Below are 21,857 nucleotides of genomic sequence, written 5' to 3' on the forward strand. Positions count from 1 at the left end.
AAGATGCGTTTTTGCAAAGACCCAGTGATGTTACACTCCGTGTGAACAACCCTCAGCTTCCACGGAGACCCGGACATGCCCCAGTACAATGACATGATCGAGCTTTCAGTCGATGATATGGATCTGATTGAAACGGCGTTGCGCGACTCGATCGCTTCGTTGTCACATGCTGCTTCGGATGAACCAGAGGACAGCAGGACCGACCGGGAAGACACGTTGCGGCGTATTCACGAACTTCTGGGCAAGCTACACGATCAGAAGGTCTTTTTTCGCCCTCAGAAAGGGGTTTACCTCGGCGGTTAGGAGCTTGGTTGTCGCGGATTGCGGGTCAATTCCGCCGCACTGTGTACAGGGGGAACCGGTCCGCGCAGCAACATCAGCGCCAGCGTCATTCCGGCCAGCGCCGCAATCGCGGCAACCAACATGGCATTGTCAAAGGCGTTGTCCTGCACATCCCGCAGGGCCTTCGCCAATGTATCTCCCGCAGACGGATCCATCCCCGAGATCAATTGCTGTATCTGGTTCGGCGTTCCATGTGCCAGCGCATGGGCCAGATCCTCGCGCTGGATTGACCCGGCAGGCAGCGCGTCGATCACCTCGGACAGACCTCGGCGTTTGGTGATCGCTTCGGCCAGACCGCCCACCACGGCACCAAGAGTTGCTCCGAAATAGAGACAGGCGTTGATGACCCCCGAACCCTGCCCCACATGCTGCTCGGGCAGCAGGCGCAGGCCCAGACGTGGCAACAGCGAAAAGCAGATGCCCAACCCGACACCGACGATCAGCAGCTTCCACCAGATTTCGGAAAACTGCGTTGTGTTCGTTGTTGTCATCAGCAGCAGGAACCCGCAGGCCATCGCCCCCAGGCCAATGGCGATCGGCCATTGAAAGCTGTAGGGGGCAAGAAAGCGGGGTGCGGTGACCGAGATCACAAACATGCTGAGGCTGAGCGGCATGATCGCCAGACCCGCATCGATGGACGAATACCCAAAGGCATCGGGCGATTGGACGAATGTATTGAAATAGACGAAGAAGCAGAACAGCGTGAAGCCAGTAAAGAACATCCCCGCCGCGGCCATCAGATAACGCGGATGGCGAAAGTACCGAAGCTCGATCAAAGGGTCGTCGCTGCGGCGGGATACGATGACAAGGGCAATTGTCGACACGGCCGCCACGACCAGCGGCACCAGTGTCAAAGGCGAAGTCCACCCGCCGTTTTCCCCGTTGCTGAGCGCAAAGGACAATGGCCCGAGGAAAAACAGAATGGCAACGGCCCCCGCATAATCGAACTTTGCCCCGGCAAGACGGGTATCGGGAACGTATTTCCGTTTGCTGACATGCAGCCCGATGGCGAAGGCCACCGCCAGCAGAATCAGGTCGGCTGCAAAGACGGCGCGCCAGCTGACATAATGGCCGAAAGCGCCACCGACGATGGGCCCAACACCGATCGCCAGACCGACAATCGCCCCCCAGATGCCGGTAACGCTGGCGCGCTGCTCTTCGGGCGTGGCCGCCGTCAACAATGACAGGGACGTGCCGAACAAAGCAGCCGCGCCCGCGCCTTGCGCGCCGCGCCCGATGAGCAGCATCGCCCCGTCCTGCGCCAACAGGGCAAAGGCAGACCCGATTGCAAAGACGATCATGCCAAAAAAGAACACACCCATCTTGCCGGTAATGTCACCCAGCCGGCTGACGATGCAGACAAGCGTGGCGCTGGTCACGGAATACGTGGCCATCACCCATTGCAAACCTGACGGGGTCAAATCGAACTCGGCCCTGAGATTGGGCAATATGGTGGTCACAGCAGTTGTGTTGAACCCCACGACCATCATGCAGATGGCCGTCATGGCCAGCACCACACGGGCGCGGGACTGCGGAGATACATTGGCCGAGCTCTCATCGCCCATAAAACACCCACTGACCAAGAATTTTGAATACAAACATCATCAGTTTAACGATTTCTGGTCCTGCGCATAGGGTTGCGTCAAATCCAGTAAGACAGCGCAACGGGCAGCACCAGTACAGTGCTGAGCGTCGAAACAAGAATGAACCCCGCCACATCCGGCCCGTATTCCGGAACATGCTGGTCGATAAACAGATAGGTCGCCACGGAAGAAGGCATCAGGCAACACAGGATCAGCGCACCCCGCTCGGTTCCCGTGAACCCAAACAACCAGATCAGAACACTGGCAATTGCAACCGCCATCGCCAGATGCAGGGCCGTCAGCAGAACCGCGCGACCCAGGCTTTTCACACGCAGCGTCGCGAGCGTATGCCCCAGGGTCAGCAGCATGAGCGGGATCGACAATCCACCCAAGATGTCAAAGGACTTTGCGACCGGTTGCGGCAGGCTTTGCCCCGTTGCCATCAGGATCAGGGCGAGGCCCACGGCGTAGATAATCGGGGACGTCGCCAGTTTCCTGGGCGAGAATTCTCCGGCCGGGATCCACATGCCGACGGTAAAGATGCTGATCAGCACAACCACCACGAACGCCATGGTATAGGCCATACCTGCATCGCCCAGCGCCAGCAAAGTGATTGGCAGGCCGATGTTGCCGACATTGCCGTGCATCAACGGCGTCAGAAATGCCCTCACCGGCAAGCGAAGAACCTTTAGCACGACATACCCCAACACCCCGAAACCGGCCACCGCAAGGGCAGCGGCCGTCATCATGTCAAGAAACGTGCCCACGGCCAGTTTGGTGTTCGACAGATGAGAAATGATCAATGTCGGATAGCCGACTTTTGAGACGATCCCACCAATGACCTTGTTGTCGAAAGGCGCCTGAATCACGGCAAGAACATAGCCAATTCCAGCGCAGATCAGGACGGGCAGAACCACGTTCAAAACGTTCAGGAACAGGTGCTCCAAGCAAAAATCTCCTTGCCGAAACCGTTTGTCGACAGTGAATCAGTGCCATTGCAATGGCAAGCGCTCTGCGTAACTCGTGCGCAGCGTTAGGTTTTCCCGAATAGAGTCTGATATTGCCCGAAAGCGCCGCTTGAGGTTCTTTCCTTCGCCGCCGACACAACATATAGTGGCTGACAACAACGTGTAGTGAAGCACGGCGGGACTTGGGAATACAAGCATGGCACATATCATTGTGGTCGGGAACGAAAAGGGTGGCGCAGGCAAATCGACCGTGTCGATGCATGTGGCGACCGCGCTGGCCCGATTGGGACACAAGGTCAGCACGTTGGATCTGGACCTGCGTCAGCGCAGTCTGGGACGATACTTCGAGAACCGCAACAATTTCCTCAAAAGCTCGGACCTGACCCTGCCCAGCCCGCGCCATCACGACCTGCCCGAGATCGATGCCGCAACGTTGAAACCGGGCGAGAACATCTATGACCATCGCCTGTCTGCTGCCGTATCCCAGCTGGAAAGCGACAGCGACTTTATTCTGATCGACTGCCCGGGGTCTCACACCCGTCTGAGTCAGGTGGCGCATTCGCTGGCCGACACGCTGATCACCCCGTTGAACGACAGTTTCATTGACTTTGACCTTTTGGCGCGGATCGACTCGAAGGGCGAAAAAATCCTTGGCCCGTCCGTCTATTCCGAAATGGTCTGGAACGCTCGTCAACTGCGGGCACAGGCGGGGCTGAAGCCGATCGACTGGGTCGTTGTCCGCAACCGGGTCGGTACGCAGCGCATGGTCAACAAGGAAAAGATGCAGCGCGCGATCGAAATGCTGTCCCAGCGCATCGGCTTCCGCGTCGCCTCGGGCTTTTCCGAGCGGGTTATCTTCCGCGAGCTGTTCCCACGCGGACTGACCCTGCTGGACCTGAAGGATATCGGCGTCAAACAGCTAAACATCTCGAACATCGCCGCCCGGCAGGAACTGCGTGACATGATGAAAGAGCTGAACCTGCCGGGTGTGGAGATTGATTTCTGAGCAGCTGTCCCGGCGTCCGCTGTGCTGACTTTTTTAGGCAGTAGGAATGTTTTTTGGTTCTGGACTTGCATTCAGAAACAGCTGCAAAGACTTCCCGCATGGAAGCTTGAGATCAAAGAAAGAAGAGCCTGCAACGTTTCGGATCGTTTTGGCTGTGCCGCCCGTTTCAAGCACCGAGACCACCTTTAGTCGGATGTCCCGGTCGATGCAGCCATTGGACATATAGCCGACCATCCTCCCGCTTGAAGAGACAACGGCGAGCGAACCTACTTCGCGCGCCGTTCAGCCCTTGATACTGATCGATGTGATCAGAACAAACAGCTTACCAACGTTTAGCTGGTCAACTGCATAGCCAAGGACATCAACCCGGTGTTCAGGATGTGTGGATCAAGAAACGGGTTCTTCCGACATGACGTCTGCAAAGGACTTGAAGAATTTGGCGGCGAGTTTCTTTGCTGTACTCTGGATAAGACGGCTCCCAAGTTGCGCCGGCTTGCCGCCGATCACGGCCTTGGCTTCGTAGCGCAGAATGGTCTGAGACCCATTTTCAGTCAGTGTGACGTCGGCTCCGCCTTTTGCATGTCCAGCCGGGCCACCATTGCCTTGGCCATCCAGCGAAAACGTCTCTGGCGCCCCATCGGTTTTGAGCACCACATCTCCGCTGAATTTGGCTTTCACGGGGCCAACTTTGAGTACAACTTTGGCTTCAAGTTCGGTGTCGGATTTCTTGATCAGTTCTTCGCACCCGGGAATACAACGTTTAAGTATCTCGGGGTCGTTCAACGCTGCGTAAACCACATCCCTAGGGGCATCGATGATAATTTCGTCGGCCAGTTCCATGGCGGTTCCTTTCTTTGTTCAGCAACAGGGGTATTTAATCGTGGCAAGCACCTCAGCCTGCTCTGTAGATGGCTTGAAACCACGAGTTAAGATTTTGAAAAGTTTACGCATTTGGGTTCCTTTCTACGGAATTCCTGCGCACGGTGATCAGTTCCGCCAGGATGGAAAGCGCGATTTCTTCAGGTGTGACAGCACCAATGTCCAAACCAGCTGGGGCTGAAACCATCGCGAGTGTGACCTCGGGCACACCAGCTTCGGAGAGCTTTTCAGACAGGGCAGCGAATTTCTTCTTACTTCCCACAAAGGCGACATAGTTTGCGTCACAAGCAAGCGCGTCGCGCAAGGCATCAAGATCACCCTGCCCTTGCGTCGCCACGACGATCGCACTCATCTTTCCAAGTGCATTCTCCTCATCCACGGCACGTGAGATAGACCAGTGAAAATGTGGTGCGATTTGTGCCAAAGCCTCTGCGACCGGCGAGTTTCCGAGTATTGTCAACTCTGGCATCGGAAGACAGGGCTCAATAAAGATGTCGATGGTGCCACGAGAGGGACAACCGTTGCGCGCATAGAATACGCCCTCCACCATAGCTCCGGCACTGACGCCGATATCGTTCAAAAAGTCTTCCGGCGCGACCGACACAAGCTTGGGTGCGCCGGTTTCGAGGGCTTCCAAGGTTGCTCGCCTCACAGCGCCACGGGTGCAGCCGCCACCAAGAAACCCGTGCAATATGGTGCCGTCCGCACCAATGATTGCCTTTGCGCCGGGTTTTGCCGCGGTGGTTCCGGCAGTGCGCACGATTGTTGCAAAGGCAAAAGGTTGTTCCTTGGCGCGCAGGGATTGGGCTGTTTCTGCCAGGTCAGATGAAAACAACTCAGCGGGGGTCATAGCGATACCAACTCCTTCTCCAGCGCAGCGAGGTCCGCCAGCGTGTTGGCGGCGGAAAAGAGGTCCAAATGAGGCAAGGCTGCCGTCATGCCCGCTGCGACGGGTGCATAGTCGCGCCAGCCTTTGAGCGGGTTCAGCCAAAGAATGCGGCAGCCGCGTTTGCGCAGCTTGGTCAGCGCCGCGTCAATGTGGTCAGGGGAAGAGGTGTCATAGCCATCCGAGAGGATCATCACGACTGAACGCCCATCGACAAAACGGCGCGCGTAGGTAGATGCAAATCGATCTAGGCTTTCCCCGATTTTGGAACCTCCGCCGAACCCATCCGCCATCAAGGACATCCGTCCGATGGTGCGCATCGTGTCCTTATCGCGCAAAGCTTCGGTTATCCGCACGAGGCGTGTGTGAAACAGGTATGCGTCGGCGGTTGGATCACCGCGCATCAGGCCGGCCAAAAAGGCCAGGAATACTTGCGCATAGACGGTCATAGAGCCGGAAACATCGCATAGCGCTACGATTTTACGGCTACGATCAGGGCGTTTGCGCTTGATGAGTCGGATGGGTTCGCCCCCTGTCGCCAGGCTGCGCCGGATTGTTTTGCGGAAATGCAGTCGATCGCCCTTGCGGGCAGCGATGCGGCGGCGGGAGCGGCGGTCGCGCAGCGCTTGTCCGAGGCGGCGGGCAACTTCTTCGGCCTCGGCAATCTCTTCTGCCCGTACCAGATCACGTAGATCGCGCCGGGACAGGTTGCGCATTTCGGTGGCGATCAGCTTACCGTCGCCATCACTTTCGGCATCACCGTCACCTCCGTCTGGCGCTGTCGCATCGCCAGCGCCGCCAACGTCTTCTCCTTTGGCATCTCGTGACGAATGTACGCTGTCGTCGCCCTTGGGGTGGGTCGACATTTTCGGCATGACCTTTGTTCGCACGCGACCGGCATCCATCCAGAAACTGTCAAACAACAAATCAAACCTCTGCGCGTCGTCCTTGCATCCCGTGCAGACGGCCTTGAGTGCGCAACGCGCCTCTTCAGGGTTGGCTGCCTCAACACAGGTCAAGGCCGTCAGAGCTGCTTCGGTTTCCTGCACGCCAAGGCGCAGGCCATTCTCCCGCAAATGGGCCAGGAACCCTGCCATGCGCGCCGTGGCGCCGGGATCGCGGCCAGCAAAGCGGGTCACGCGGGTCATGCGGCCTTCCCCGCGATGCGTTGCGCCACTTCGCGGGTTATATGTGCGCGATCGCTCTGTGTTTTTAGAAGTGTCGTGAGTGTGGCTTGGAGGGCTGCCGGGTTTTCCGTGAGATCAGCAATCCCTAACCCCATGAGCGCGGCGGCAAAATCCAGTGTCTCCGCGATTCCGGGCACCTTCTCAAGCTCTTCCTTGCGCAGCGTCTGGACGAACCCGATCACCTGATCGGCCAGCAGCGCTTCAATCCCAGCACACCGGGCTTTTAGGATCGCGAGTTCCGTTGTCCGGTCGGGATAATCGACATAACTGAAAAGGCAGCGACGCCTCAGCGCGTCCGACAAGTCGCGGGTGCCATTCGAGGTCAGTATAACTGTTGGCACGGCGGTGGCTTTGATGGTGCCAAGCTCCGGAACGGTGATTTGGTAATCAGCGAGGATCTCGAGCAGGAAAGCTTCGAACTCTTCGTCTGCGCGGTCGATTTCATCGATCAATAAAACCGGAGAAACGTCTTGCGTGATCGCCGACAGCAAGGGGCGCTCCAACAAATACTCACGCGAGAATATCCGATCCTCGACCGCCTTGCCGGTCTCGCCTGCTTCAGAGGACGCACGGATCGCCAGTAGTTGTCGTTGGTAATTCCACTCGTAGATCGCCTGAGAGGCGTCCAGACCTTCATAGCATTGCAGGCGGATCAACTGCGTGTTCTGGGCCGCAGCCAGTACTCGGGCAACTTCGGTTTTTCCTACGCCCGCCGCGCCTTCCAGCAGTAGAGGGCGGCGCAATGACAAAGCCAAATGCAGCGAAACCGCCAGATCGTCTGAGGCGACGTAGTTCTGTTCTACAAGTGCAGATTGGAGATCGGTCCAGGTCATCGGAGCCTCAAGTGGTTTATGAGGCGCGCGCAGCCATCCCTGCCGCGCGCGCCGGAAGCTTAGCCGTGAAGGCCCAGTTCGTTTGCTGTCTTCCAGATCCGCCAGTGATCGTGCGGCATATGGGTGTGACGCAGGCCAAAGGCACGGAAGGCATCATTCACCGCGTTGGAGAAACAGGGCACGCCGCCCACATGGGGGCTTTCGCCGACTCCTTTGGCGCCAATTGGGTGGTGCGGGCTGGGGGTAACGGTGTGATCGGTCTCGTAATTCGGCACTTCCCATGCGGTCGGCAGGAAGAAATCCATCAATGTGCCGGTCTTGACGTTGCCCATCTCGTCATAGGCGATCTCTTGCCCCAGAGCGACGGCCAGCGCCTCGGTCAGACCACCATGCACCTGGCCCTCGATGATCATCGGATTAATGCGGGTGCCGCAGTCATCCAGCGCATAGAAGCGGCGAATGTCGGTCACGCCGGTGTCCACATCAATGTCCATCACGCAGACGTAGGCGCCAAAGGGATAGGTCATGTTCGGAGGGTCATAGTAGCTGACCGCCTCCAGTCCCGGCTCGATGCCCGGAATGGCCTGATTGTAGGCGGCAAAGGCGATTTCCTTCATCGTCTTGAACTTTTCAGGCGCGCCCTTGACCACGAAACGATCCACGTCGAATTCGACATCATCGTCGTGCACTTCCAGCAGGTAGGCCGCGATCATCTGTGCCTTGGCGCGGATCTTGCGCCCTGCCATCGCGGTCGCGGCACCGGCTACCGGCGTCGAGCGCGAGCCGTATGTTCCAAGACCGTAGGGCGCGGTATCCGTATCACCCTCTTCGATGGTAATACTATCCGCCGGCAGACCGATCTCGGTTGCGAGTATCTGTGCAAAGGTCGTGGCATGGCCCTGGCCTTGCGAGATGGTGCCAAGGCGTGCGATCGCTGAGCCGGTCGGGTGAATGCGGATTTCACAGCTGTCGAACATGCCAAGACCAAGGATATCACAATTTTTGACGGGTCCAGCACCGACAATTTCGGTGAAATGCGTCAGGCCGATGCCCATCAGCTTTCGGGTTTTGCCTGCCTTGAAGTCCTCGACCCGTTGAGCTTGTTCCGCACGCAGCCCTTCGTAATCGACGGCCTTTAGCGCCTTATCCCAAGCAGTGTGATAGTCGCCGGAATCATACTCCCACCCAAGCGCGGACTGATAGGGAAACTGCTCTTTCTTGATGAAGTTGATCCGGCGCAGCTCGGCCGCGTCCATGTTCAACTCTATCGCCAGAACCTCGATCATACGTTCGATGAAGTAAGCGGCTTCGGTTACACGGAAGGAGCAGCGATAACTGACCCCGCCCGGTGCTTTGTTGGTGTAAACGCCGTCCACTGCCAAATACGCAGTCGGAATATCGTAAGACCCGGTACAGATGTTCATAAACCCAGCCGGGAACTTGGTCGGGTCGGCACAGGCGTCAAAGCCGCCGTGATCTGCGGTCGTGTGGCACCAGAGACCGGTGATTTTACCCTCTTTGGTGGCGCTGATCTTACCTTTCATCCAGTAGTCACGGGCAAAAGCGGTGGTCATCAGGTTTTCCATACGGTCCTCGACCCATTTCACCGGAACGCCGGTGACAATCGAGGCCACGACCGAGCACACATAGCCGGGGTAAGCCCCAACCTTGTTGCCAAAGCCGCCACCGATATCAGGCGAGATCACGCGGATATTGTGCTCTTCAATGCCCGAGATCAGGCTGACCACTGTGCGGATAGCGTGAGGCGCCTGGAACGTGCCGTGCAGCGTGAGCTTGCCGTTGACCTTGTCCATCGAAGCCACGCAGCCACAAGTTTCGAGCGGACATGGGTGCGTGCGATGGTAATACACCATCTCTTCTGCGACCACGTCAGCCTCCCCCATTACCTGCTCGGTCGCATCCTTCTCGCCAACCTCCCAGGTAAAGATGTGGTTAGGGTGTTTGCGTGGGCCGTGGGCCCCATCTGGAATTGCTCCACCTTCGCCCATCAGGTCTTCGCGAAGAACCACGTCGGATTCCAATGCAGCGTGGGGATCGGTCAAAACGGGGAGTTCTTCATACTCCACTTCGACCAGCTCCACTGCATCGGCTGCGATATAACGGTCCTTTGCCACCACAAATGCCACTTCCTGACCTTGGAAGAGCACCTTGCCGTCAGCCAGAACCATCTGTTTGTCGCCCGCCAGCGTCGGCATCCAGTGCAGACCAAGAGGGGCGAGGTCTTCGGCGGTCAGTACGGCAATCACACCGTCCAGCGCCAATGCGGCCTCGGCATTGATCGACACGATCTTGGCGTGGGCATAAGGCGAACGCACGAAATCACCGTGCAGCATGCCGGGCAGTTTGATGTCGTCGACATAATTGCCTTTGCCTTGGGTAAACCTGGCATCTTCAACGCGCTTGCGTTTGCAACCCATTCCTCCCAGTGCGTCGGCGCGTTCTTCGCGGGTCAGTTCCTTGTTCATTGTGCCGCCTCCTTCGCAGAGTTCATCTCGGCCGCGGCGGCGAGGATAGATTTGACGATGTTCTGATATCCGGTACAGCGGCAGAGGTTGCCCGCCATGCCAAAGCGCACCTCTTCTTCAGTTGGATTCGGGTTTTCTTCCAAAAGCTTTGATGCGCGGGTGATCATACCCGGTGTGCAGAAGCCGCATTGAAGACCATGGTGTTCTTTGAAAGCTTCCTGCAGCACGTGCAGGCTGTCCGGGTTGCCAAGCCCTTCGATCGTGGTGATTTCGGCACCGTCAGCCTGTGCTACGAACACTGTACAGGACTTCACCGATTTGCCGTTCATGGTCACGGTGCAAGCGCCGCAATGCGAGGTCTCGCAACCAATGTGCGGACCGGTCTTGCGCAGTCGTTCGCGCAGGGTGTGGATCAGCAGTTCGCGCGGTTCAGCCAGGAACTCTTGCTCCTCGCCATTCACTGTAAGAGTGAAGTGTTTCTTGTTTGACATGATCTCTCTCCTCAGGCTCTGGCCCAGGCGTTTTCGATCGCACGGCGCAGGATAATCGCCGCTGCGTGACGTTTGAATTCAATGGGACCGCGGTTGTCCTGTGTGGGGTCAATGTCGCCCAACATCGCGTCAACCGACGCTTTGATTGCCGCATGATCCACGGACGTGCCGACAAGCGCAGCGCCAGCTTTTTCAGAATGAACCGGTGTATCGCTCAGATTGGTCATCGCGATGGAAGCCGAGGTGCAAGTCCCATTTTCTTTAGTTAAAAGGACCGCAGCAGCCGCGGTAGCGTAGTCGCCGATTTTGCGCTTTTGCTTTTCATAGGCGTAACCGCCCTTTGGTGCATCGAACTCCACCGCTGTCAGGATCTCTTCATCCTCACGGTCAGTCATATAAGCCGCTTCGTAGAAATCACGGGCCGCGACTTTGCGTTCGCCATCCGGCCCGACCAAAGTGAAAGTCGCGTCCAGACACTGCATCAAGCCCGGCATGTCATTACCCGGGTCGCCGTTTGCAACGTTGCCGCCAACCGTGCCCATGTAACGCACTTGCGGGTCTGCGATCTGCAAAGAAGCCTCGCGCATGATCGGAGCAGCCAACGCCAATTGAGCGTTGTCGATGATGTCATGTTGCGTCGTCATCGCGCCGATGCGGATGCTATCCCCCTCAATGGAGATGCCGCTCAATCCCTCCACATCCTGCAAGTCGATCAGATGTGGCACTTCGGCCATGCGGAGCTTCATCATGGGTATCAGACTGTGCCCCCCTGCGAGGACCCGTGCGTCATCTCCGTGCTCCACAAGTACGGACAGGGCGCCCGCCAAATCCTTAGGTCTATAATATTCAAAGGCAGCTGGAATCATTGCCTCTCCTCCCTGCAGCAACTGTTCTGGCTGTTAAAGAAGCTCGCGCGACGTCGGGTTGTTGACCCGGGAAAACACTTTGTTTTCGCTAATTTTGCACGAAATGCGCTTCAGGACGCACGAGTTGCGCTGCCTGAATTACCACGCGTTACCCAAAGGCGGTCAGTGCTGCTTTCAGGTTTGATCGGCTGACCGGCACCGGGGGAAGATCGGCCTCACCAAAGGTGCATTGTCCCTTGTCTTTGGTCCGTTCAAACCGCGCGACTTTTTTGGGGTTCACGATATAGCTGCGATGCACGCGCAAAAAGCCAGTTGGCTCCAGCCGTTTGACCGCTTCAGTGATCGGCCAGACGCAAAAGTACTTTTCTGTGCGGGTGTAGACCTGCGTATAGTGACCATCCGCCCTGACAAATGCAACGTCAGGCGCGGCAATAAAGACTTTGCCTCCGTCTCTTTCACAGGGGATGCGAATAGGTGGGGTCTGATCTGGTGAAGGCTCGTCTTGGGCCACGCCTGTCATCGGGATATCTGTGGCTTGCATAGGCACAAGATAAGTTGTGCCGACCCACAAAAATGCGCCGAAGATAACAAAGCTCGACAGGATCACCCCAACGGCCATGACTTCGTTGCTGATGACGGGCCCAAACTCTCGGATATCTTTCAAGGCTACAAAATTGGTTCCGGCCATGGCCAGGAAATGCACTGAAAAAACAGCTACGCCAAAACACAGCGTGCCGATCGCGATGGTCCTGTTGGAACGCTCATTATAGGCAATGCCGATCGCCAGAATGCACAGGACAATAGCCAATACCGATGACCCGAGCACCCCTTGAAGGGTATAAACGGGTTTGCAAAGCTGCATGCCAGCCATTCCCACATAGTGCATCGCCAAGATGCCCGCGCCTACGATTGCTCCGGCAGCAATGATGATCCCCCTGGAGCGTTCAGTGAAATGCAAAAGAACAAGCGCCAAAGCGACCATAAGGATCGCAATAAGCGCAGATGCGAGCGTGATTGCGGCATCATAGTAAAACAGGATGGGCAGCCTTAGGCCAAGCATAGCCACGAAGTGCATTGACCAGATCCCACCACCCAAAGCAACGGCACCCAACGAGATGGCCAACCTGCGTTGTGAAAGCGACTTTTCGGACAAATCCCTCGTCAAAGACAATCCCGTGGCCCCAGCAACTAGCGCCACAACGAACGATGTAACCACCAACCAAGGGTTATGTCCGAAGTCCAGAAATTCCATGGGCCGGACAATGCCGCAGCGGATTTCTTAATTCAATCTTTGCCTTTACCTGGCAAAGGTTCATCCGGCGGAAACAAATTCCTGCACGGCCATTGCAAACAAGGACCAGAGTCTACCTCAGCGTTTATCGCTCATTGGGCAGGACTGCTGTGAGATGAGTCATCGACAGCTTTGGGCTCTAACCAGCTTAATGTTCATATTCACACTATAGTCGAACATCCGGTCCAAACCGCCGCTCAAACCCGGCGGGTTAAAGGCGTTCCATCAAGCCTTTCAGTTTCGGAACCGCTGGAAGGAATAGCCGCAAATTCAATCGGATTCTGATGGCCCGCCGGGACTGTATACCGTAAACAACTCTTTCGGCTCATTCACGCCGCGCAGCATGTAGCGGCCGACCGAGACAAGCTCCTGCGCGCAGGGCTGTGCAGCGCGGGCGACATCGTCCGAGATAAGGATCCTTTGACCCAAAGACCGGTGCATTCCCGCAATGCGGGCGGCCTGGTTGACAGCCGGGCCGATCACAGTGAAGTCCAGCCGGGTCTCGGACCCGATATTGCCATAGAGAATCTCGCCCGAATGTAGGGCCAGCGTATAGTTGGCCACCGGCAGACCTTGCGCGCGGCGCCTTGCGTTCAGTTCATCCATGCGGGACTGCAACAAGGGCACAGCATCAAGCGCGGCACGGGCGTCTTCGTCGATCTCTCCGACATCGAACATTGCCATCAGGCCGTCACCCATGAATTTCAGGATGTTGCCGCCCTTGTCATGCACCACACCCACGGCGACGGCCAGATAGTCGTTCAGCATGTCGATGATCTCATGGCCAGGCAGGTCTTCGGACAGCGTGGTGAAGCCTTCGAGGTCGAAATTCCAGATCACAGCATCGATTTGCTGCAAAGACCCACGCCGAATTTCACCCGACAGAACCCGGCGACCGGCATCCCGCCCCAGATAAACCCGCATCAGATCCTTGGCCAGATCCTGGTTCTTGGCGGATTTGAGCGCCAGCCCCAGATGCGGCAGTACAGTTTGTATTTTGTTCAGATCGCTGTCTTCGAATCCGTTCGGTGCGTCGCTGGTCCAGGACATCAGAACACCATCGCTGACCTTTTTCGTGCCGTCGGGGCGTAGTTGACTGGCCCCTTCATATGACAGGCCGGTGGCATAATAATCGGTCGCTCCGATTTCACGCAGATCATTCAACAAGGGAAAGCGGCTGGGTTCATTATGGTCGACCAGTTTGACCCGGATTTCATCCAGATCATCGTTCAGCAGCGCATAGAGTGGGCTTTGCTGCCAAACTTCGCTGGGCGTTTCCGTGTATTCAAACTTCTCGGATTCACCGCCCGCGCCGTTGTACCAGCTGTAACCGGTACCTCCGTAAACCGGATGCAAGGTCGACTGCGCCGCATGAAAGCGCATCAACGGAATACCCATTTCCACCAATCGGGCACAAAACCCTTCCAACAGCTCTTCTTGCCCGGCGCCCTCTAGCCCCTTGTTGACCAGCCAATCAATCAGGGAATGTGAGAAAACTGAAGCGGAATCTGGCAAAGTCATTTTGTTGTCCGTATCAAGTATGATCCCCATTTGGGGGCAGGCAGCGTCAATTGCCATAGGTCAGTCCAAACCAGCCAACCTTTGCAGCATTTGTCGCAACAACGCGGCCTCTTCCGGTTTGAACAGGCCTGACAGTTTCGCATCGTAATTGGCAGCAACGCCGCGCAGGTCACGATACACAGCTTGACCTGCTGGTGTTAGTGTCAACCATTCCGCCCGCCGATCCGCTTCGTCCCGTGTGCGTTTCAGGTATCGACGCTGTTCCAGCTTGGCGACAGCGCGGCTGATTTTGGTTTTGTGCATTCTGGCGCGCTCGCCGATTTCCTTGGCGGTCATCTCGCCAAACAAACCCAGATGGAACAATACCCGCCATTCGGTTCTGAGCATCCCATAACGGCCCTTGTAAACTGCCTGAAACTCAAGCGAAGCCCGTTCGGCCGCCTGATTCAGCAGGAAGGGCAGAAAATTTTGCAGATAAAAGTCATCATTTTTTTCGGATTCATCGTGTGTCATGCTTGTTAGTTACAAAATCAACTATTAACCGACAAGCAGCAAACGGAGGAAAACGCAATGAATCGTCCGACTGATCCGCATACGCTGACACAGGCTGCGACGCCTGTCGGAACTCATGCAGGCTATATGCCAGGCTTTGGGAACGACTTTGAAACCGAGGCCCTGCCCGAGGCCCTGCCGCAAGGCATGAACAGCCCGCAACGGTGCAACTATGGTCTTTACGGAGAGCAGCTGAGTGGCACGGCCTTTACCGCCAACCCACCCGAGCGCACCTGGTGCTATCGTATTCGCCCATCGGTAAAGCATTCACACCGTTATGAAAAAATCGATCTGCCCTACTGGAAATCGGCCCCCTGCATTGATCCGGATGTGATCAGCCTTGGCCAGTACCGCTGGGATCCCATCCCGCATTCCGACGAAGGTCTGAACTGGATGGCGGGTATGCGGACCATGACGACCGCAGGTGACGTGAACACGCAGGTCGGCATGGCAAGCCACATCTATCTGGTCACGGAATCCATGGTGGATGACTATTTCTTCTCGGCTGATTCCGAATTGCTGGTTGTGCCACAGGAAGGGCGCCTGCGATTTGCGACAGAACTGGGAATCATCGACTTGGAACCCAAGGAAATCGCGATCATTCCACGCGGTTTGCTGTACCGGGTCGAGGTTCTGGAAGGCCCTGCGCGCGGCTTTGTCTGCGAGAATTACGGTCAGAAGTTTGAACTGCCGGGGCGCGGACCAATCGGTGCCAACTGTATGGCCAACCCGCGCGACTTCAAGGCACCGGTGGCCGCTTATGAGGATCGTGAAACCCCTTCTACCGTGACAATCAAATGGTGCGGGCAATTCCACACAACCAAGATCGGCCACAGTCCTCTGGATGTCGTGGCATGGCACGGCAACTATGCGCCCTACAAATACGACCTGCGCAACTATTGCCCCGTCGGCGCGATCCTGTTTGACCACCCCGACCCGTCGATCTTTACCGTTCTGACGGCTCCGTCCGGCCAGCCCGGCACGGCCAATATCGACTTTGTCTTGTTCCGCGAACGCTGGATGGTGATGGAAGACACGTTCCGCCCGCCGTGGTACCACAAGAACATCATGTCCGAGCTGATGGGCAACATCTACGGCCAGTACGACGCGAAACCTCAGGGCTTTGTTCCCGGCGGCACAAGCCTGCACAACATGATGATCCCGCATGGCCCCGACAGGGAAGCCTTCGATAAGGCGTCGTACTCCAACCTGGGGCCGGACAAGCTGGACCAGACAATGTCGTTCATGTTCGAAACCCGCTTCCCGCAGCACCTGACCCCGTTTGCCGCCACCGAAGCGCCGTTGCAGGATGATTACATCGACTGCTGGACATCGCTTGAGAAGAAGTTCGACGGAACGCCGGGCAAGAAATGAGCTTGGATATCTGGATCACCTATGTGGCAACGGTCCTGCTGCTGATGAGCACACCGGGACCCAGCCAGTTGCTGATGTTGTCAAACTCAGCAACTAACGGGCTTCGGCGCGGGCTGTTCACCGCTGCCGGAGATCTGACGGCGAACTTTCTGCAAATGCTGGCGGCGGGGCTGGGCCTAGCCGCCCTGATCGCCACATCTGCAACCGCACTGACGGTCATCAAGTGGTTTGGTGTCACCTATCTGGTTTATCTAGGGGTTAAACAGATCCTAAAGGCCCGTATGTCTGAAGCGCAAACCGCGCCCAGGGCCAGCCGCAAATCGCTTTGGATGCAGGGGTTCATTACTTCTGCCGCAAATCCTAAGGCCGTGGTCTTTTTTGCAGCACTGTTTCCGCTGTTCATTGACGCAGCCCTGCCCTTCTGGCCGCAATTCGCCATTCTGTCGTCTACCTATCTGGTCATGGACGGGATGTTCCTGACCGCATATGGCGGCAGCGCAAGCTGGCTGGCTCGCCGTTTGCAAGGCCCGGCAAAGCTGTGGCTTGACCGCATTGGCGGCAGCTTCATGATCCTCGCTGCTATCTTGTTGGGGCTGAAATCCCTTCGCCCTTCTGCTTAACCAACAAAACAGGGACATCGTATGCCTCTAATGACATCCTGGGTGGCGTCGGCCAATGACGCGACACATCCGTTCCCACTGAATAACCTGCCGTATGGTGTCTTCTCGACCGAAGGTGATGATCCCCGCTGTGGTGTGGCTATCGGTGACATGATCCTCGACGTCACCGCCGCCGAAGCCGAGGGGTTGATCTCCCTGACCGATGAGCCTCTGTTCGACATGCCGTTCTGGAACCCTCTGATGGAGGAAGGTCCGGCCGTCTGGACCGCGCTGCGCGAACGGCTGATCAGCCTTCTGGCCGAAGGTTCAGACGAGCAAGTCAAGGTGGAACCTCTGCTTGTCAAACAAGAAGACGCGGAAATGCATCTGCCCTTCGCCGTCAGCGAATACACCGACTTTTATGCGGGTCGAAACCATGCCTTCAACGTGGGCACCATGTTCCGGGGGCCGGAAAACGCCTTGCCGCCGAACTGGCTGCATATTCCGATTGGCTACAATGGCCGCGCGTCTTCGGTCGTGGTATCGGGCACGGATGTTCGCCGCCCCTGGGGTCAGCTGAAAGCCCCCGATCAGGACTTGCCCGCCTTCCTGCCCAGCCGTCGCTTTGACATCGAGCTTGAGATGGGCGCAATTGTCGGAACACCCTCGGATGGTCCGATCACCGTGCAGGAAGCGGATGACAATATTTTCGGCTACGTGCTTCTGAATGACTGGTCCGCACGGGACATCCAGGCATGGGAATACCAGCCGCTGGGCCCGTTTCAGGCAAAGGCCACGGCAACCTCGATCAGCCCATGGATCGTGACCAAGGCGGCCCTCGAGCCATTCCGCTGTGACACGCCGCGCCGCGAATTCGAACTGCTGGATCACCTCAAGGATTGCGGCCCGATGCTCTATGACATCGATCTGGCGATCACCATGGCACCTGCCGGGCAACCCGCCACGACGATTGCCCGGACCAACTACAACCAGATGTACTATTCCGCTGCGCAGCAATTGGCGCATCACACCACATCAGGATGCCCGATGAACACGGGCGACATGCTGGGGTCGGGCACGATCTCGGGGCCGACGAAGGACAGCCGCGGTTCGCTTCTGGAACTCAGCTGGGGCGGCAAGGAACCGATCACACTGGATACCGGCGAATCCCGCAGCTTCATCGAGGACGGCGATACCCTGACCCTTAAAGGGGCTGCCAAGGGCGATGGCTACACGATCGGTTTCGGCGACTGTGTGGGCAAGCTGCTGCCCGCGCTCGAGAACCCTTACGAAAGATGACGCACTGATCTTCATCTTTTCCCAAATACTCCCGCCGGAGGCATCCAACCTCTGCCTTCCGCGCAACCGCAAAAGGACAAAACCAAGATGGCCAAAGCATTCGCGTCCCAGGGGGACATGTCGGAAAAAAAGATCAGCTTCACTGAAGTCGGAGAAGGGCTCTATGCCTTTACCGCCGAAGGCGACCCGAACTCGGGTGTGATCATCGGTGACGACAGCGTGATGATCGTCGAGGCGCAGGCGACTCCGCGTCTGGCAAACAAGGTGATCGAATGCGTGCGTTCCGTCACCGACAAACCGATCACGCATGTGGCCCTGACCCACTACCACGCAGTACGTGTTCTGGGCGCAAGCGCGTTCGGCGCGCAGCAGATCCTGATGTCGGACATGGCCCGCGCCATGGTCGTCGAGCGGGGTCAGGAAGACTGGGACAGCGAATTCCAGCGCTTCCCGCGCCTGTTCGAAGGGCATGAAAGCATCCCCGGCCTGACCTGGCCCACCACCACCTTCAGCGATACGATGACGGTGTATCTGGGCAACCGCCGGATCGACCTGATGCATCTGGGCCGCGCGCATACGGCAGGCGACATCGTCATCCATGTGCCGGATCAGAACGTGATGTTCACCGGCGATATCGTCGAATATCACTCGGCCTGCTATTGCGGCGATGGTCATTTCAGCGACTGGGGTGACACGCTGGACGAGATCAAGTGGTTCGATGTCGACGCCATTGCACCGGGGCGCGGCGATGCGCTGGTCGGCAAGGATATGGTGAATGCGGCCATCGAGAACACCCGCGATTTTGTCGAAAGCACATACCGGCCGGCGGCGAAGGTCGCGGCGCGCGGCGGGTCCCTGAAAGAGGCCTGGGACGCAGTCCGCGCTGAATGTGACCCCAAATTTGCCGATTACGCGATCTACGAGCACTGCCTGCCGTTCAACGTGGCCCGCGCCTATGACGAAGCGCGCGGCATTGACACGCCCCGCATCTGGACCGCCCAGCGCGACCTCGAGATGTGGGAAGCTCTGCAAGGCTGACGAAAAACGGTCGAGTTTGATCCAGATCGTTTTGTGCGGCGGGATTCGATGAAACCATAATCCAAGACCTCCGGCGCCCGTCGCCGGGGGACAGGACATGCAGCACAACGGTGCATCTGTTTTGGGGGGGGAGCCCATGAACAAGATCTTTGAAACGCCGCTTTACGGATATGAACGCAGCCCGGATCAGGACAGCCCGACGCCCGTCAGGCACAAGGTCATCGTGATCGGTGCGGGGCCGGTTGGTCTGGCCGCTGCCATCGATCTGGCCCAGCAAGGGGTCGAAGTTGTGGTTCTCGACGAGAATGACAAAGTCAGCTTCGGCAGCCGCGCCATCTGTTTTTCTCAGCGCACGCTGGAAATTGCGGACCGGCTGGGTTGCGGCCAGCGATTAGTCGACAAAGGCGTGCTTTGGGACCGGGGCAAGGTCTTTTTCGACGACCGTCAGGTCTATGATTTCAACCTTCAGCCGGACGAAGGCTATGCCAACCCGGCCTTCATCAACTTGCAGCAATACCATTTTGAAAACTACTTTGTGGAACGCGTGCGCGAGTTGCAGGCAAAAGGCGCACCGATTGAAATTCGCGGGCGCAACAAGGTTGACGCAATCGGTACGCACGAAGATCACGTTCGGCTGGAGGTCGAAACCCCCGAAGGCCCCTATACACTCGAGGCCGAATGGCTGATCGCCTGCGATGGCGCCGCGTCGCCCACCCGGCGCATGCTGGGCATCGATTTCGAAGGGCGTGTTTTCGAAGACAATTTCCTGATCGCGGACGTGATCATGGATGCCGATTTCCCCTCGGAACGCTGGTTCTGGTTTGACCCTCCGTTCAATCGCGGGCAATCCGCGCTTTTGCACAAACAACCCGACAATGTCTGGCGTATTGACCTGCAACTGGGTTGGGACATCGACAAGGAACGCGAAAAGCGCCCCGAGAATGTGATCCCGCGCCTCAAGGCGATGCTGGGCGATGACGTCGAGTTTCAGCTGGAGTGGGTCTCGATCTATACGTTCCAGTGCCGCCGCATGGAGAGCTTCCGCAAAGGGCGTGTCCTGTTCGCAGGCGACAGCGCGCACCAGGTCAGCCCCTTTGGCGCGCGCGGCGCCAATTCCGGCCTGCAAGACACTGACAACCTGTGCTGGAAACTGAAATTGGTGCTGGATGGGAAAGCCCCCGAAAGCCTGCTGGACAGCTACAACGCGGAACGCGTGCACGGGGCTGATGAGAACATCCAGAAATCCAGCCGGTCCACCGATTTCATCACGCCGAAATCCGAAATGTCGCGGGTTCTGCGAGATGCGGTTCTGGACCTGAGCGAGAAGTACGAATTTGCGCGTCCGTTGGTGAATTCAGGACGCCTGAGTCAACCTTGCACCTATGACGGCTCGACCCTGATTTCTGCCGACGCGCTGGATGGCCCAGCCGAGACGCGCCCCGGCTCGGCCTGCCCGGATGCGCCGCTGGGTGATGCGTTCCTGTTGCCCAAACTGGCAGGCAAATTCACCCTTTTGACGATTGATGCGGATGCCCCGGAAGTGCTGGAAGAAGACGGGGTCGAGGTCACGCGGTTGGCGCTGTCGGTCAAGGATGACCAGACCCTGGCGCTGAAACGTCGCTATCTGGGCGACGCAACCAGCGCGGTTTATCTGATCCGTCCTGATCAGCACGTGGCGGCGCGCCGGGACAGTTATGAAGAAAACAGTTTCCGCCATGCAATCCGCAGAGCCTGTAGCAAGGAGTGAGCGCGATGTCTGACCTGATCCTATCCCCGAATATCGACGATGCTGACGACTTCTATGCCGAGCTGCTGGCCGCGCATGAAGGGCTTGAAAAAGCCGACAGTGACGCGCTGAACGCCCGACTGGTTCTGGTGCTGGCCAATCACATCGGCGACAAGGCGGTGTTGTCTGACGCTATTCGCGCCGCCACCCTGGCCGACAAGTGACGGATTCGAATGTGAGCAAAACCGTCCTTTATGACTATTGGCGGTCCTCGGCCAGCTATCGGGTGCGGATCGCCCTGAATCTGGCCGGGATCGACTATCGCGCGGTTGTCGTCGACCTGGTGGGCGGCGAACACAAGGGCGATGCACATATCGCGCGAAATCCACAAGGGTTGGTTCCGGTGCTGGATATTGACGGGCAGCGGCTGACGCAGTCTCTGGCCATTCTCGACTATCTGGACAAGACACGTGAATTGAACCTTCTGCCCGACGATGCAGCAGGGCGCGCGCGCGTGCAGGCGCTGGCCTATGCGATTGCGGTGGACATTCACCCTGTTTGCAACCTTTCAGTTGCCCGCCATGCGACCACCCTCAGCAAAGACCCGACCGACATGCCCGGAGAGTGGATGCGGCACTTCATCCGGCCGGGGTTGCAGGCCTTCGAGACCATGTTGGGTGAGTTTGAACAAACCCCCTATTGTGTCGGTTCACAGCCCGGCCTCGCCGACATCTGCCTGATCCCGCAGATCTACAATGCGCGCAGGTGGAAGGTCGACCTGTCGGACATGCCGCGTCTGCTGGGTGTCGAAAAGGCCTGTGCCGATCACCCCGCATTTGTCGCGGCGCATCCTGACAGGCACGCACCCCAATAAGCTTGCACAGGTCCTGTGTGCCGGTGTGCCTAGGCGTTCGTCGCAATCGGACTTAG

At 57.6% G+C, this 21,857-nt stretch carries 21 protein-coding genes and 1 pseudogene; 9 read left to right on the plus strand and 13 right to left on the minus strand.

The annotated features are described in order from the left end of the window. The first annotated feature begins 75 nt into the window (after positions 1–75). The gene (locus GOW60_RS10225) at positions 76–303 is read left to right on the plus strand and encodes a hypothetical protein (RefSeq protein WP_152457025.1); all 228 of its coding nucleotides are present in this window, start codon (positions 76–78) and stop codon (positions 301–303) included. Here the strand turns inward: GOW60_RS10225 and GOW60_RS10230 are convergent. Beyond that, positions 300–1,907 carry an MFS transporter gene (locus tag GOW60_RS10230; RefSeq protein ID WP_171229167.1) on the minus strand — a complete coding sequence of 536 codons (1,608 nt, stop codon included), beginning with the start codon at positions 1,905–1,907 and terminating at the stop codon, positions 300–302. The two genes, GOW60_RS10225 and GOW60_RS10230, sit on opposite strands and share 4 nt — an antisense overlap. A 77-nt stretch (positions 1,908–1,984) precedes the next feature. After that, positions 1,985–2,872 carry an AEC family transporter gene (locus GOW60_RS10235; protein ID WP_171229168.1) on the minus strand — a complete coding sequence of 296 codons (888 nt, stop codon included), beginning with the start codon at positions 2,870–2,872 and terminating at the stop codon, positions 1,985–1,987. A 217-nt stretch (positions 2,873–3,089) separates the two neighbouring features. Here GOW60_RS10235 and GOW60_RS10240 point away from each other — a divergent pair, with 217 nt between their 5' ends. Next, positions 3,090–3,899: a division plane positioning ATPase MipZ gene (locus GOW60_RS10240; RefSeq protein ID WP_152457022.1), complete on the plus strand. Its 810-nt coding sequence runs from the start codon at positions 3,090–3,092 to the stop codon at positions 3,897–3,899. A 33-nt stretch (positions 3,900–3,932) separates the two neighbouring features. Here the strand turns inward: GOW60_RS10240 and GOW60_RS21410 are convergent. From GOW60_RS21410 to GOW60_RS10295, 11 genes and pseudogenes are all read right to left on the minus strand, one after another. Next, positions 3,933–4,169: pseudogene (locus tag GOW60_RS21410) on the minus strand (XdhC family protein); the annotation flags it as partial. 117 nt (positions 4,170–4,286) lie between these two features. Beyond that, complete coding sequence (locus GOW60_RS10250; RefSeq protein ID WP_171229169.1) at positions 4,287–4,739, minus strand: CoxG family protein; 453 nt, start codon at positions 4,737–4,739, stop codon at positions 4,287–4,289. Between the two features lie 103 nt (positions 4,740–4,842). Beyond that, positions 4,843–5,628 carry an XdhC family protein gene (locus tag GOW60_RS10255; protein WP_171229170.1) on the minus strand — a complete coding sequence of 262 codons (786 nt, stop codon included), beginning with the start codon at positions 5,626–5,628 and terminating at the stop codon, positions 4,843–4,845. Beyond that, the gene (locus GOW60_RS10260; RefSeq protein WP_171229171.1) at positions 5,625–6,812 is read right to left on the minus strand and encodes a VWA domain-containing protein; all 1,188 of its coding nucleotides are present in this window, start codon (positions 6,810–6,812) and stop codon (positions 5,625–5,627) included. Before GOW60_RS10260 ends, GOW60_RS10255 begins: the two co-directional genes overlap by 4 nt. Further along, positions 6,809–7,684: a MoxR family ATPase gene (locus tag GOW60_RS10265; RefSeq protein WP_171229172.1), complete on the minus strand. Its 876-nt coding sequence runs from the start codon at positions 7,682–7,684 to the stop codon at positions 6,809–6,811. Before GOW60_RS10265 ends, GOW60_RS10260 begins: the two co-directional genes overlap by 4 nt. A 59-nt stretch (positions 7,685–7,743) precedes the next feature. Continuing rightward, positions 7,744–10,170, minus strand: a complete 2,427-nt coding sequence (locus GOW60_RS10270; RefSeq protein ID WP_171229173.1) for an aerobic carbon-monoxide dehydrogenase large subunit — start codon at positions 10,168–10,170, stop codon at positions 7,744–7,746. Continuing rightward, a complete protein-coding gene (locus tag GOW60_RS10275; protein ID WP_171229174.1) occupies positions 10,167–10,661 on the minus strand; it encodes a (2Fe-2S)-binding protein in 495 nt (164 codons plus the stop codon). The genes GOW60_RS10270 and GOW60_RS10275 overlap by 4 nt, the downstream gene beginning before the upstream one ends. A gap of 11 nt (positions 10,662–10,672) precedes the next feature. Then, positions 10,673–11,527, minus strand: a complete 855-nt coding sequence (locus tag GOW60_RS10280) for a xanthine dehydrogenase family protein subunit M (RefSeq protein ID WP_171229175.1) — start codon at positions 11,525–11,527, stop codon at positions 10,673–10,675. Between the two features lie 148 nt (positions 11,528–11,675). Continuing rightward, positions 11,676–12,779 carry an MHYT domain-containing protein gene (locus tag GOW60_RS10285; RefSeq protein WP_171229176.1) on the minus strand — a complete coding sequence of 368 codons (1,104 nt, stop codon included), beginning with the start codon at positions 12,777–12,779 and terminating at the stop codon, positions 11,676–11,678. Positions 12,780–13,088: 309 nt separating this feature from the next. Continuing rightward, entirely contained in the window at positions 13,089–14,339 is a 1,251-nt protein-coding gene (locus GOW60_RS10290; RefSeq protein ID WP_171229177.1) for an adenylate/guanylate cyclase domain-containing protein, read from the minus strand. Positions 14,340–14,399: 60 nt separating this feature from the next. Next, the gene (locus GOW60_RS10295; RefSeq protein ID WP_171120356.1) at positions 14,400–14,852 is read right to left on the minus strand and encodes a MarR family winged helix-turn-helix transcriptional regulator; all 453 of its coding nucleotides are present in this window, start codon (positions 14,850–14,852) and stop codon (positions 14,400–14,402) included. Positions 14,853–14,909: 57 nt separating this feature from the next. Between GOW60_RS10295 and hmgA the strand changes: the two genes are divergently transcribed. From hmgA to maiA, 7 genes are all read left to right on the plus strand, one after another. Beyond that, a complete protein-coding gene (hmgA, locus tag GOW60_RS10300) occupies positions 14,910–16,265 on the plus strand; it encodes a homogentisate 1,2-dioxygenase (RefSeq protein WP_171229178.1) in 1,356 nt (451 codons plus the stop codon). After that, positions 16,262–16,885 carry a LysE family translocator gene (locus GOW60_RS10305; RefSeq protein ID WP_171229179.1) on the plus strand — a complete coding sequence of 208 codons (624 nt, stop codon included), beginning with the start codon at positions 16,262–16,264 and terminating at the stop codon, positions 16,883–16,885. The genes hmgA and GOW60_RS10305 overlap by 4 nt, the downstream gene beginning before the upstream one ends. Before the next feature lie 21 nt (positions 16,886–16,906). Further along, positions 16,907–18,163, plus strand: a complete 1,257-nt coding sequence (gene fahA, locus GOW60_RS10310; protein WP_171229180.1) for a fumarylacetoacetase — start codon at positions 16,907–16,909, stop codon at positions 18,161–18,163. An 87-nt stretch (positions 18,164–18,250) separates the two neighbouring features. Beyond that, positions 18,251–19,201, plus strand: a complete 951-nt coding sequence (locus GOW60_RS10315) for an MBL fold metallo-hydrolase (RefSeq protein WP_039541551.1) — start codon at positions 18,251–18,253, stop codon at positions 19,199–19,201. A 136-nt stretch (positions 19,202–19,337) separates the two neighbouring features. Next, a complete protein-coding gene (locus GOW60_RS10320) occupies positions 19,338–20,948 on the plus strand; it encodes an FAD-dependent oxidoreductase (RefSeq protein WP_171229181.1) in 1,611 nt (536 codons plus the stop codon). A 5-nt stretch (positions 20,949–20,953) separates the two neighbouring features. Next, entirely contained in the window at positions 20,954–21,151 is a 198-nt protein-coding gene (locus GOW60_RS10325) for a DUF2783 domain-containing protein (protein ID WP_171120365.1), read from the plus strand. 11 nt (positions 21,152–21,162) lie between these two features. Continuing rightward, positions 21,163–21,801: a maleylacetoacetate isomerase gene (gene maiA, locus GOW60_RS10330; protein ID WP_171120367.1), complete on the plus strand. Its 639-nt coding sequence runs from the start codon at positions 21,163–21,165 to the stop codon at positions 21,799–21,801. Positions 21,802–21,857: the final 56 nt, after the last annotated feature.

It is taken from the genome of Ruegeria sp. HKCCA4008, assembly GCF_013033125.1.
In the GTDB taxonomy this organism is placed as follows: domain Bacteria; phylum Pseudomonadota; class Alphaproteobacteria; order Rhodobacterales; family Rhodobacteraceae; genus Ruegeria.